Source organism: Natronomonas gomsonensis (genome assembly GCF_013391635.1).
GTDB lineage: Archaea > Halobacteriota > Halobacteria > Halobacteriales > Haloarculaceae > Natronomonas > Natronomonas gomsonensis_A.
This window is the reverse complement of sequence record NZ_JACAWU010000001.1, coordinates 472498-485284: the sequence shown is the minus strand read 5'-3', so window position 1 is coordinate 485284 and position 12787 is coordinate 472498. Positions and strand designations below refer to the sequence as shown.

Annotated in this window: 13 protein-coding genes; 7 read left to right on the top strand and 6 right to left on the bottom strand. The window is 66.0% G+C overall.

Going from position 1 to position 12787, the window contains the following annotated elements; genetic code table 11:
• Positions 1–25: 25 nt before the first annotated feature.
• Both HWX69_RS02690 and HWX69_RS02685 read right to left on the bottom strand, forming a co-directional pair.
• Positions 26–1303 (bottom strand): D-arabinono-1,4-lactone oxidase, encoded by a 1278-nt coding sequence (locus HWX69_RS02690; RefSeq protein ID WP_178915544.1) that lies wholly within the window; start codon positions 1301–1303, stop codon positions 26–28.
• Positions 1291–2469, bottom strand: a complete 1179-nt coding sequence (locus HWX69_RS02685; protein ID WP_178915542.1) for an alanine racemase — start codon at positions 2467–2469, stop codon at positions 1291–1293. The genes HWX69_RS02690 and HWX69_RS02685 overlap by 13 nt, the downstream gene beginning before the upstream one ends.
• 100 nt (positions 2470–2569) lie before the next feature.
• Here HWX69_RS02685 and HWX69_RS02680 point away from each other — a divergent pair, with 100 nt between their 5' ends.
• Together HWX69_RS02680 and endA are read left to right on the top strand one after the other, a co-directional pair.
• Positions 2570–3283 (top strand): endonuclease NucS domain-containing protein, encoded by a 714-nt coding sequence (locus HWX69_RS02680; RefSeq protein WP_178915540.1) that lies wholly within the window; start codon positions 2570–2572, stop codon positions 3281–3283.
• Between the two features lie 126 nt (positions 3284–3409).
• Complete coding sequence (endA, locus tag HWX69_RS02675) at positions 3410–4417, top strand: tRNA-intron lyase (RefSeq protein ID WP_178915539.1); 1008 nt, start codon at positions 3410–3412, stop codon at positions 4415–4417.
• A gap of 2 nt (positions 4418–4419) precedes the next feature.
• Here endA and HWX69_RS02670 read toward each other — a convergent pair whose 3' ends face one another.
• Positions 4420–5364, bottom strand: a complete 945-nt coding sequence (locus HWX69_RS02670) for a methyltransferase domain-containing protein (protein ID WP_246286443.1) — start codon at positions 5362–5364, stop codon at positions 4420–4422.
• A gap of 124 nt (positions 5365–5488) precedes the next feature.
• Here HWX69_RS02670 and HWX69_RS02665 point away from each other — a divergent pair, with 124 nt between their 5' ends.
• Positions 5489–6052, top strand: coding sequence for a TATA-box-binding protein (locus tag HWX69_RS02665; protein WP_178915536.1), 564 nt, complete (start codon positions 5489–5491; stop codon positions 6050–6052).
• Positions 6053–6095: 43 nt separating this feature from the next.
• Positions 6096–6446 (top strand): DUF7473 family protein, encoded by a 351-nt coding sequence (locus HWX69_RS02660; protein WP_178915535.1) that lies wholly within the window; start codon positions 6096–6098, stop codon positions 6444–6446.
• Positions 6447–6461: 15 nt separating this feature from the next.
• Here HWX69_RS02660 and HWX69_RS02655 read toward each other — a convergent pair whose 3' ends face one another.
• The 3 genes from HWX69_RS02655 to HWX69_RS02645 form a co-directional block, all read right to left on the bottom strand.
• Positions 6462–7319 (bottom strand): hypothetical protein, encoded by an 858-nt coding sequence (locus HWX69_RS02655; RefSeq protein ID WP_178915533.1) that lies wholly within the window; start codon positions 7317–7319, stop codon positions 6462–6464.
• A 69-nt stretch (positions 7320–7388) separates the two neighbouring features.
• A complete protein-coding gene (hisG, locus tag HWX69_RS02650) occupies positions 7389–8234 on the bottom strand; it encodes an ATP phosphoribosyltransferase (RefSeq protein ID WP_178915531.1) in 846 nt (281 codons plus the stop codon).
• A gap of 30 nt (positions 8235–8264) precedes the next feature.
• Entirely contained in the window at positions 8265–8639 is a 375-nt protein-coding gene (locus tag HWX69_RS02645; RefSeq protein WP_178915529.1) for a hypothetical protein, read from the bottom strand.
• A 113-nt stretch (positions 8640–8752) separates the two neighbouring features.
• On the opposite strand from HWX69_RS02645, the gene HWX69_RS02640 reads away from it, so the two are divergent.
• The 3 genes from HWX69_RS02640 (at position 8753) to HWX69_RS02630 (ending at position 12743) form a co-directional block, all read left to right on the top strand.
• On the top strand, positions 8753–10045 hold the full coding sequence (locus HWX69_RS02640; RefSeq protein WP_178915528.1) for an amidohydrolase: 1293 nt from the start codon (positions 8753–8755) through the stop codon (positions 10043–10045).
• A 134-nt stretch (positions 10046–10179) separates the two neighbouring features.
• Entirely contained in the window at positions 10180–11406 is a 1227-nt protein-coding gene (locus HWX69_RS02635; RefSeq protein ID WP_178915526.1) for a hypothetical protein, read from the top strand.
• 56 nt (positions 11407–11462) lie between these two features.
• Positions 11463–12743, top strand: a complete 1281-nt coding sequence (locus HWX69_RS02630) for an adenosylhomocysteinase (protein WP_178915524.1) — start codon at positions 11463–11465, stop codon at positions 12741–12743.
• The last annotated feature ends 44 nt before the right edge of the window (positions 12744–12787 follow it).

The following is a 12787-nucleotide window of genomic DNA, read 5'->3' as shown; positions in this document are numbered from 1 at the left end:
TCGGCCGACGTAGTGGCCCTTGGAGTCAGACGCCGAAGACTCCACGGAGGTGGTCGTTCAGGAACAACCCCTCCGGGTCTAACTCCGCACGCACGTCGAGGAACGACTCCCACTCGGGGTACAGTGACTCGAGGTCGGCGGCGGTCTTGGTGTGGTGTTTCCCCCAGTGGGGGCGGCCCTCGAAGCGGTCGAAGACGGCTTCGGCGCCGGCGACGAGCGACTCGTAGGGCCGGCGATGGTAGGCGTGGACCGCGATGAACGTCGAATCGCGGCCGGTCGCCGGCGACAGCGGTATCGAATCGCCGGCCACGTCGCGGAACTCGACCGGGAACAGCACGTCGTGGGATTCGACGACATCGCGGAGTTCCTGCAGGGTGTCGGCGGCGTCCTCGCGGGGAACGCCGTACTCGGTCTCGTTGAACCGCACGTCGCGGGTCGTCGGGTAGATGTCCTTCGCGGGGCCGACCCGCTCGGAGTCGGCGAACGTCCCCGTCGTGATGCAGTTCAACATCGGCGCAGCCCGCGGTAGCCGTCTGCCGATGCGGTTGATGCCTTCCCACGCGAGGTTCTCGATGCGCTCTTCGATTGCGTCGAGACGGCCGGGTTCGCCAGCCGCGTCGGTCTCTTCGAGCGTCTTCACCAGCGCCGTATCGGTGTGCGGGAACCACCAGAATTCGAAGTTGCGAAACTCGCGGTAGGCCTCGAGGTTCGCGAGTACGTCCTCGATGTCCACCGGCCGTTTCCGCTCGCGGAGGCGATAGCCGTCGACCACGTCGAGGGTGACGGTACTGAGGACGCCGAGCGTGCCGAGTGATACCTGTGCGTGGGGGAAGCGGTCGTCGTCGCCGTCGAGGTCGAGGACGTAGCCGTCGGCGGTAATCAACCGTACTCCGGCGGCTTGCGTCGCCATCACGCCGAAGTCGGTACCCGTGCCGTGGGTGCCCGTCGACAGCGCGCCGGCTATCGACTGGGCGTCGATGTCGCCCATGTTCTCCAGCATGAGGCCGTACTCCGCCAGCGTCTCGGTCAACTGCCACAGCGGCGTCCCCGCACGGACGGTCACCTGCCGCGCTCCGGGGTCGGCGTCGACGATTCCCGTATAGCGCTCTAGTGAAACCAACGTCGCCTCGGATTTCGCGACCGGTGGGAAGGAGTGGCCCGCACCGGCGACCCGGAGCGTTCCCTCGGCGTTTTCGACGACCGTTCGGAGTTCGCTCTCGGTTTCGGGGTAGTGGACGTGTGTCGGACGTGCGCTGACGCTCCCCGACCAGTTCTCCCAGATGCCGTCGGTCAGATGTAACATCGGCCATCACCTCGGTACGTACTCCAAGTGTCGACGACTTCATCGCCGTCGACGACCGCCAACTCCTCGAAGAACCGACACAACTCGCCCGCCTTCCCGTGTCGCATCACGACCGGGTCGCCGACCGCGAGGTCCCCGTCGTAGCGGACCGGCGTCTGGACTTCGCCGGCGCCCTCGTTGTCCAGCAGGTCGGCCCCCTCGGGGAGCCACGGGACGGGAGCCTTGTCGGGACCGACCGGCCCGGAGGCGACGTAGCCGCCGCCGCGGCACGTGTAGACGCCGTCGGTCGGTTCGCGGGTCACCTCGATAGCGTAGCCGGCGGCGGGTTCGTAGTCGAGGTCGTCGTACCAGTCGAACTGTCGCGGCGCGAAAAAGCCCGACCCGACGGTTACCTCCGTCACGTGTGGGTCCTCGCGGGTGAACTCGACGCTTCCCGTCCCGCCGCCGTTGACGAATTCGAGGCCGTATTCCTCGTCCAGCGCCGCGGCGACGGCCTGTCGGCGCTCGCGGACGATGGGTTTCGAGCGCTCCTTGAGCAGGCGCATCGCGGCGTTTTCGAGGGCCCCGTTGGCGGGGTTTCGGTCCGGCAGGCCGGCGATTTGGGCCTCATAACCCATCAGTCCCGTGAGGTGGACGCCCGGTGCTTCGGTGACGGTTTCGGCGAGGGGGAGGGCATCCTCGACCGTCCGAACCGGCGACCGACGGACGCCGAAGTACACGCCGAAATGTTCCGTCGAGCAATCGAGGTCGAGACACAGCGGCACGTCGGCACCCGCTTTCTCGGCGGCGTTCGCGATTCGCTCGACGTGTTCGACGCAGTCGACCAGCAGCGTGATTTCGGCGCCTTCGGCGACGCACTCGGCGACTGCACGGAGTTCAGCGTCGCCGACGACGGGGTAGGCGACGAGCAAATCGTCGAACCCCGCGTCCGCGAGGTCGACCGCCTCGCGGCCGGTGTAACACATCACGCCCTCGAAGCCGTCCTCGGAGAGGATTCGCTCCAGCGCCGCCCGACACCGTACGGACTTCGAGGCGACGCGAACCGGGAGGCCGTCCGCTCGGTCGGCCGTGCGCGCGATGTTCGCCGCCAGCGCCGCGCGGTCGACGAAGGCCGTCGGTAGCTCCCGCCCCTCGAAGGCGGCTCGATAGGCGCTGTGCTCGTTCATACGTTCAGATTCGCCTCTCGACACCTGAGGTTTCGGGCGTCGATGTGTGGTCAGTTTAATCGCCCGAGTCTTCAAGTGGGATGCCGGGACCACCACCCGTATGCCGACGACCACCATCGCCGGAGACTGCAACGTCTACTTCGACGGCCGCCGAGAGACCCGACAGCGCGGTCACGTTCTCATCGTCGTCAAGCCCGACGACACCGTCCTCGTCCACGATGCCGACGGCTACCAACCGGTCGCGTGGCTCACCCGTCCGGCGGACCTCTCGCTGACCCACGACCCCCTCTGGCTGGTCGCCACAGACGGCGAGGAGACGCTTCGTATCGAAGCTGCCGGCGAGGTGGCCGTGACCGAACACGACGTGGGTGAGGCCGGGACGCCGGTCGGAGACTGTCGCTGTGGCGGCCAACTCGTCCGTTCCAGCGGAGAAGTCCTCTGTCTCGACTGTGCCGAGCGCCACTCGCTTCCCTCGGGTGCCACGACGCTCGATTCGACCTGCGACTGCGGACTCCCACTGTTTCGGGTCGAACGCGGCGCCGACTTCGAGTTGTGTCTGGACTACGAGTGTGGGTCGCTGCTGGACGCCGTGGTCGAGCGCTTCGACCGGGAGTGGGACTGTCCGAACTGCACCGGAGACCTCCGTGTTCTCAGACGCGGTGGACTCATCGCCGGCTGCGAGAACTACCCGGATTGTGATACCGGGTTCTCCATACCCGACGGAACGGTCGCTGGAACGTGTGACTGCGGGCTTCCACGGTTCGAGACGGCCGGCGGAGAGCGGTGTCTCGACTCCGGGTGTGAGGTTGTGTAGCCGTGTCCGAGGGCTTTCGGAGCCGGTATTGATGGAATATCGCAACCCGAGCAAGAACCGACGGAGAACAAGTCACGGCCTAGCGACCGTAGCGGCTATACGCCCGCACCCGCCAACCCTCACACGATGGAAGGACACCTCACCGACGGCGTCGTCGAAGTCGGCGCCAACGGCCGCGAGCGCTACTACGACTCTCGTGGCTACGGCCGCCCCCAAGGGGATGGGGTCGCCCTCTCCCGCGTCGAGGCTGCCCACCTCCTCTACCGCGGGGACCTCGATTCGGTCGACGGCGAGGCCTTCGCCGGCTTCCTCACCGAACACGACGACATCGTCGTCGACTTCCTCGTCTACCGAGACCTGCGGGACCGGGGGTTCTATCTCTCGGTCGCCCGCGAGGACTGGGTCGACGCCGACGAGGAAGTCGACTTCGTCGTCCATCCACGCGGGGACGGGCCGTGGGACGGCTCCGTCGAACACCGGGTTCGCGTCGTCGGCGAGCGGGCGTCCGTCGAACTCGCGTCGCTCGGTGATGTCGTCCTGGCGGTCGTCGACGAGGAGAGCGAAATCACGTACCTCGAGACCGACGCTCCCGATGTCACCGGTTCCAGCGACCTCGCTCTCGACGACACTGTCGAGGGGGTCCTGCTCGATGACCGGGTGCTCTGCTGGGACCCGCCCGAACCGCTCTACGAGCACGGCTTCTACGGCCAGCGGATGGGTCGCGACGACGACACGCTCCAGTTGTCGCTTCTGGAAGCCGCCCATCTGGTCGAGACGGGCGTTCTCTCGATTGCTGGCGGCACCGAGGCGGTCACCGAGCGCGGCCGGGCCGTCGAAGGCGAGCGGTTCGACCGCCGGCTGACGGTGTATCGTGAACTCCGCCGGCGGGGCGTCGTCCCGAAGACCGGTTTCAAGTTCGGTGCGGATTTCCGCACCTACGCCGACGTGGAGTCGGTCGACGACCTCGGCCACTCGGAGTTGCTCGTCCGGGTACTGCCAGCGGATACCGAACTGTCGCCGCGGGATTTGGCGCTCGACGTTCGACTGGCTCACGGCGTTCGAAAACGGATGGTGTTCGCCCTCGTCGATGACGGAACGGTGACGTGGCGTTTGGCCGGACGGCTGACGCCCTGAGCTCAGACGAGGACGTGAACGTAGCGCGTCAACGACCGGTGGACGCGGCGGTCGAACCGCGATTCGACGGTCCAGCCGGCGGCGTCGGCGGCGTCGTCCCACGGACGGTCGCCGACGACGACCGCGCAGTCGGCGACCCGCCGAACTTCGCAAAGAGCGTCGCTGACGAGCGATTCCAGCGATACGCCCTCGATTTTCGACTGGCGGCCGTAAGGGGCGTCGAAGACGGCGCCGTCGAATCCTTCGTCGGCAAACGGCAGACGCGTCGCGTCGCCGCGGACGACGGCGAAGGAATCGAGGTAGTGAGCGAGGTTCTCCCGTGCGCCCTCGACCATCTTCCGTTGGGCGTCGACGCCGACGACGTCGGCGCCGGCGAGGCCCGCTTCGACGAGGATGCCGCCGGTGCCGCACATCGGGTCGAGCAAGCGAGCACCGGGACCGGCGCCGGCGATGTTGGCGAGCGCGCGGGCGTCCATCGGGTCCATGCTCCCCGGTTGGAAAAACGGCTTGTCGGTCGGCTGTCGGGCCGTGAAATCCCGAGGCGTCTCGGTTTCGAGCCAACCGAGGGCGGCCGTCTCGGAGAACAGCGCCACCAGCGTGTGGTCGGGGTCGTCGAGGTCGACCTCGAATCCACGGTCGACGAGAACGGACCCGAGGCGTCGTTCGACGGCTTGGGTGTCGACGCCGGTGTGCCCGCGTACGTCGCGGGCACGAACGGCGACGGTTCCGGTTCGGTCGGTGCTCGTGGCATCGAGCAGGGTGACGGCGTCGTCGACGGTGGGGTCACACGCACCGAGGAGTCGACAGATACGTCTGGTGTAGGCCAGCGTTTCGGGTCGAACGACGCCCCGTGCGGTAGCGAGGCCGGGAGCCAGCAGTTCCACTGCCGAACAGCGGCTCTCGGCTTCACGCACCGCGAAGCCGTCGTCGTCGCCGGCCAACTCCAGGAGGTACACGCCCGCAGGTGGCTGCCGACGGGAAATAAACGGCCCGGTCGGGGGTTGCTCGTGCGAGGCGAGGGGAACGACCACCCACATTTATAAACCTTAAATACGTGTTTTAAGTCGAGTTATGCAGGACCCCAAGGAGACTATCAATATCGAGAACGTCGTTGCCTCGACGGGGATTGGCCAGGAGCTCGACCTCCAGAGCGTCGCCATGGACCTCGAAGGCGCCGATTACGACCCCGAGCAGTTCCCCGGTCTCGTCTACCGGACACAGGAGCCGAAGTCCGCGGCACTCATTTTCCGTTCGGGGAAAATCGTCTGTACGGGCGCGAAATCCACCGACGACGTCCACGAGTCGCTCCGCATCGTCTTCGACAAACTCCGCGAACTGGAGATTCAGGTCGACGAGGACCCCGAAATCGTCGTCCAGAACATCGTCACCAGCGCGGACCTCGGCCGCAACCTCAATCTCAACGCCATCGCCATCGGTCTCGGTCTGGAGAACATCGAGTACGAACCCGAGCAGTTCCCCGGTCTCGTCTACCGTCTCGACGACCCCGACGTGGTCGCGCTGCTGTTCGGCTCCGGTAAACTCGTCATCACTGGCGGCAAGAAGCCCGACGACGCCCGCGAGGCAGTCGACAAAATCGTCTCCCGGCTCGAAGAGCTCGGCCTGCTCGACGGCTAACGGAGAGCGGCAACTACTCCCGTGACGGCTCCCTAATTCCGGTATGCTTCCGCTGCAGGTGGAGTTCGTCGGCGGCGGCCCGCTCGCGCTCGTCGTCGCGTTCCTCGTCGGGACGCTGTTTTCGGCCGTAACGCTACATCTCGCCGCGCTGTGGGTGCTCGGCGACGAACCGCACCAGCGCGCCGTGAAGGCCGCCCCCGCGCCGGTCGTCGTCGCGATGCTGTTCAGCCAGTACAACGGCGCCGTGATGGTCGCGCTGTCGTTTTTCACCGCCGTCGCTGTCGTTCGGTACGTCTACGAGTTGAATATCCGGGGAGCGGTGCTGCTGTCGGTGTTTTACTTCTCCATCACCACGATATTCGCCTTCGCGTTCGGCAATATCTTCCTGACGTGAGGTGCGGCGCCATCCTCACTCGCTTTCGATATCGACCGTCCGAACCGGCGAGCCGTCACGCCAGACGAGATGGAGTTCCATCGACGGGTCTTCCATCTCCTCCAGTTCGGAACTGTCGAGGCTGTGGGTGTACTCCCAGTCGGCGTTTTCGCCGGCCTCGATGTCCAGTCGCACCTCGGTTTCCGGGGCATAGGCGATTCGTGGTCCGACCCGGTTTATCGCGCCGACGAACGTGCCGTCGACATCCGCGGTGTTCCCGACGGTCACCGTCGCCGTCACGGTCTCGCCGACCGTCGCCGAATCGGGCGCCTCGAAGGTCACGTCGAACGTCGCTGGCGGCCGGTTCAGCAGTTCGAGGACGGCGTCGTCGACGGCGTGTTCGCCGCCATCCCACGTTAGCCTCGCCGAGTCGGCGTCGAGCGGTTTCGGGACGTACGCCGCAATCCACCCCGAAGATGGCCCGGTTTCGCCGTCCTCGCTGGCACTGGCGCTGGGCGTCGGACCGTCCGAGGCCGGTTCGTAGGCTTTGCCGAACGTCTCGAGTTCGAAGCCGCGGTAGATGTCCGTCGTCACCTCGTATCGCTCCCCTCCAGCCTCGACGGCGAACGACGAGACCGGATGGTCGTCGGGCGATTCGACGGTGATGTCGGCGATAATCAGCTGCTCGTTTCGGTCGCCGTAGGTCCCATACGAATCCGGGGAGTTCAGCGTCACGACGGCCGGCGTCGCGGTGACGTCCTGTACGCTCACACCGCTGTCGCCGCCGTTGCCGTCTTCGTTCGTCGGTTCGTCATCGGAGAGGCAGCCGGCGAGTGCCGTCCCCGCGACGGTGGCACCGAGCGCTCGAAGCGTTCGTCTCCGTGTCGGGGTCATACGTGAGGGTCGGGCTCTTTCAGGGGAGGGCTTTGTGTAAGCTAAAACGGCGGTTTCAGTAACGGCGGTTCAGGGGACCAACCGTTCGATTTCGGTGACGAGGATGTCGCTGGCGCCGGCGGCCTTCAGGTCCGGGATGACCTCGAACACCTTCCGCTCGTCGACGACGACGTGGACGGCGAGGGCGTCGCTGCCGGCCACGTCCATCACCGTCGGCCCGCCCATCCCGGGAATCACGTCTTCGACATCCTCGAGGGCGTCCTCGGGGACGTTCATCATCAAATAGCGCTTGTCGTTGGCGTCGAGGACGGATTTGAACGCCGTCTTGACCTGTTGGACCTTCGGGTCGTCGGCAACGTCGGGGTTGGCGAACAGCCGCACCGACGACGACAGCACCTCGTCGATGACTTCGAGCCGGTTCATCCGCAGGGTCGTCCCCGTCGAGGTGATGTCGACGATGGCGTCGGCGATGTCGACGTGTGGCGTCAGCTCCGTCGCACCCGTCACCTCCACGATGTCGGGCGAGATGCCCAACTCCGCGAAGTACGCCTCGGTGATGTTGGGAAACTCGGTGGCGACCGTGCCGCCCGTCAACTCCTCCGGCGAGGAGACGCCGCCGTCCTCGGGGGAAGCGAGGACGAGTCGGCAACTGCCGAACTCCAAATCCAGCAAATCGACCAGTTCGACGTCCGACTCCCGAGTCTGGTCGAGTCCGGTGATGCCGAGGGCGGCGGCGCCGTCGGCGACGTACTCGGGGATGTCCGCGGCGCGGGCGAACAGCACCGACACCTCGGGGTCAACGGTGTCGGCGTACAGTTTCCTGTCGGCACCGTTCTGGACGTGTAACCCGGCGCGTTCCAGCAGTTTCAGCGCCGGGTCGTGGAGACGGCCCTTGTTGGGCACGGCAATGCGCATACACCCGGTTGCAGGCGACGGGCCTTTGCCCTATCGGACGCCGAGGCGTCGTCGGATGGCGTCGGCGGCGTACCCCACGCCGGCGACACAGAACGTCGACAGCGACAGCGCGAACAGGCCGACAGCGACCGTCTCGAACGGCATCGGGTCGAGTGACGGTCCCGTCGTGGTGCCGGCGGTACTCCCGGCGAGGAGGTACAGGACGGAAACCAGGAGGAAGCCGCCGAAGGTGGCCGCTCCCGCCGAGACACCGTATCGGAGCATCCTGACGCCGGTCGCATCGTCGGGAAACAGCGATTCGGCGTGGAGTCGGACGGCGTGGTGATACCAGAGGTACGACCCGAGGAAGAACAGCCCCGCGAGGGCCGCAAGCAACACGGCGACGGGCAGGAGGAGGGCGTTCATCGTTCGGGATTCCGAGTCGGTCAGTAAAAACCCACGCACCGATTCACCGGCGAGAACCGACCGTCGCCCGATGGATTCGGCAGTTTCAACGCCCGCCGTCGACAACGCCGGGTATGAGCACGCTCCAGATTACCGGCGGGCGCGTTCTCCGCCCCGACCTGACCGTCGAAGCGGGGGACGTACTGGCCGACCGGGAGACGGGCCGCATCGTCGAGGTGGGCGACACCGCCGTCGGCGACGAGACGCTGGACGCCGAGGGCTGTCTGGTCGTTCCAGGGCTCGTCAACACCCACTGTCACGTCGCCATGACGCTGCTCCGCGGGTACGCCGACGACAAACCGCTCGACGCGTGGCTACAGGAGGACATCTGGCCGACCGAGGCTGCCTTCGATTCCGAGGACGTTCGCGCGGGCGCGAGACTCGGTCTCGTCGAGATGCTGAAAAACGGCGTCACGACGTTTGCGGACATGTACTTCCACGTCCCGGAGGTGGCGGCGGCCGTCGAAGAGGCCGGTCTCCGTGCCCGTCTCGGCCACGGCGTCGTCACTGTCGGGAAGGACGACGCCGACGCACGCGCGGACTTCGAGGAGGGGTTGGCCGTCGCCCGCGAACTCGACGGCGCCGCCGACGGCCGGATTCGAACGGCGCTGATGCCGCACTCGCTGACGACGGTCGACGCCGACCTTTTGGAATCCTACGTCGCCCGCGCACGCGAAGCGGGCGTCCCGGTGCACTACCACGCGAACGAGACCGAAGACGAGGTCGACCCCATCGTTTCCGAACGCGGCGTCCGGCCGCTGGAGTTCGCCGACGACCTCGGACTGTTGGAGTCCGGCGACTTCGTCGCCCACGCCGTCCACGTCGACGAGACCGAAATCGAGTTACTGGCCGACCGCGATGTCGGCGTCGCCCACTGTCCCGCCTCGAACATGAAACTCGCGAGCGGCATCGCCCCCGTCCAAGAGTTGCTCGATGCGGGCGTCACTGTCGGTATCGGAACCGACGGTCCGGCCTCGAACAACGACCTCGACGTCTTCGACGAACTCCGGGACGCGGCGATGGTCGGCAAACTCGCCGCCGAGGACGCCAGCGCTGTCGCTGCAGAAGACGCAGTTCGGGCGGCGACCGAACGCGGCGCCGAACTGCTCGGCTTCGACGCCGGACGCGTCGAGACGGGTGCGCTGGCCGACCTCGCGGTCGTCGACCTCGAGGCGCCGCATCTCACGCCACAACACGACCTCGTCAGCCACCTCGCCTACGCGGTTCGCGGGTCGGACGTCCGACACACCGTCGTCGGCGGAGAGGTGCTCGTCCGCGACCGCGAGGTGCTGTCGCTTGAGGAAGGGGCCGTTCGACGGGAGGCCGACCGGCACGCACGCGCCGCAATCGAGCGTGCATCCGAATAGAGGGTTAAACGCTCAGATTCGGTTTTGAATCTTTTGAACGGTTCTGAGTGCCTCTTTCTATATACAAACCAACTGGTAAACGAGTTGAACGAGAGTCCCGGTTTATCCCTCTTACCCGCTTGGTGGGGAGTGTGATGCGCTCGAATAAACGACTCGCTGCAATCGCGCTGTCGGCGCTGCTGATACTGTCAGTTGTCGGCCCCGGCCTCGCGATGGCACAGACCGACGACGAAGCCGGCAACGTCAGCTCACTGAACATCGACCTGACACAGGACGGTGAGAACGTGACCGTGACGGTGACCGACGCGGACGGGGCGGTTGACGGCGCGGACGTGACCGTCACGCAGGATGACGTGGACGCGGACGAGGATGACGAAGAATCCGACGACGACTCGGAGGACGATGATTCTGACTCCGACGATGAAGACTCGGACGATAGCGACTCCGAAGATTCAGAAGAAGAGGACTCGGACAGCGACTCCGACGTCTCCGATGACGGTTCGGAGGAAGACGACAGCGACTCTGATTCCGACGACTCGGAGTCCGAAGACGATGACTCGGACGATAGCGATGCTGACGACTCGGACGACGAAGAGGACGACTCCGAGGATTCGGAGGAAGAAGACTCGGACAGTGAGTCCGACGACGACAGCGACTCCGACGACGACAGCGACTCCGACGACGACAGCGACTCCGACGACGACAGCGACTCCGACGACGCTGACGAGGAAGACGAAGAATCCGACGACTCGGACGACGAAGAGGATGGCTCCGAGGCTGAAGAGGACGACGACTCGGAGGACGACTCCGACGACGAGGACTCCGAGTACGAGGGTACGGGCACGTACACGACCGACGAGAACGGAACGGTCGAGTTGCCCGCCCCCGAGGAGGGCGTTCGCCTGACCATCACGGCCGAGGACGGCGACCGAACCCAGACCGTCGAGGTCACGCTGACTGGCTCCGAGGAGGCGACCGTTCCCTTCGGCCAGCGCGTCTCGATGTTCGTCCAGCAGCTGTTGGACGGCTCCGGTGATGCGAACGTTGGACAGGCTGTCTCCGACTTCGTCCGGAGCAACAACCCGGGTAACGCACCGGAGAACGCCGGTCCGCCTGAGGACGCTGGCCCGAACAGCGATACCGAGCGGGGTCCGCCCGAGGACGCCGGTCCGAACAGCGATGATGACCGACGTGGCCCGCCGGAAAACGCCGGTCCGAACGGTGACGACGCTGACGACTCCGAGAACGACACCGAAACGGACGGAACCGCGACGCCGACCGAAGACGGTGACGATACGGATGAGGACGACGACTCCGACGACGACCGACGTGGCCCGCCCAGCGACCGCGGCAACAACTGACGACTGAGGACTTTTCCTTCGGTAGCGTTTTCCGGCCCTCGCCCGTTTCGAGGGGTATGAGTCACCCTACGATAACCGAACAGCTCTCGGACCCCGAGAGCGCTCGGGAATCGGGCCGCAAGAAAATCGAGTGGGCCCGACAGCACATGCCCATCATGACCGCCGTCGCCGAGGAGTTCGGCGCCGAGACACCCCTCGAGGGCGAGGTCGTGGCGATGGCGATGCACGTCGAAGCCAAGACGGCCGTTCTGACCGAGGTGCTGGCGGAAGCGGGCGCCGAAGTGGCCATCACCGGCTGTAACCCGCTTTCGACCCACGACGACGTGAGCGCCGCACTCGATGCCGTCGACGGCGTCACCTCCTACGCCAAACGCGAGGTCGACGACGAGGAGTACTACGCCGCAATCGAGGCGACCATCGACCACGACCCCACCGTCACCGTCGACGACGGCGGCGACCTCGTGATGGCAATCCACGAGAACTATCCCGAACTCATCGACTCCATCGTCGGCGGCTGTGAGGAGACGACGACGGGCGTCCACCGCCTGCGCGCGATGGACGAAGACGGCGAACTCCACTACCCGATGTTCGCGGTCAACGACACGCCGATGAAGCGACTGTTCGACAACGTCCACGGGACGGGCGAGGCGTCGCTTTCGAACATCGCCATGACGACGAACCTCTCGTTTGCGGGCAAGAACGTCGTCGTCGCCGGCTACGGTTACTGTGGGAAGGGCGTCGCGATGAAGGCGTCCGGACAGAACGCCCACGTCATCGTCACCGAAGTCGAACCCCGCCGGGCCTTGGAGGCACACATGGAGGGCTACGAGGTCACCTCGATGGCCGAAGCCGCCGAGAAAGGCGACATCTTCGTGACGACGACGGGCAATCGCGACGTCATCGTCGAGGAGCACTTCGAGTCCATGCAGGACGGCGTCGTCCTCGCGAACGCCGGCCACTTCAACGTCGAAATCGACCTCGACGGCCTCGACGAGATGGCGGTCGGCCGCCGAGAGGTCCGTGACGGCGTCGAGGAGTTCGAACTGCCCGACGGCCGACGCATCAACGTCCTCGCAGACGGGCGGTTGGTCAACCTCGCCTCGCCGGTCGCGATGGGTCATCCCGTCGAGGTGATGGACCAGAGCTTCGGGGTGCAGGCCGTTTGCGTCCGCGAGATGGTCGAGAACAGCGACGCCTACGACGCGGGCGTCCACGAGGTGCCCGACGACCTCGACCGCGAAGTCGCGGAAATCAAACTCGAAGCCGAAGGCATCGAGATAGACGAGTTGACCGCCGAACAGACCGAATACATGGATAGCTGGCAGCACGGGACCTGACGGCTATAGCCGGTGGGTATCCCTTTTAGGGCTCGCCGTCCAAG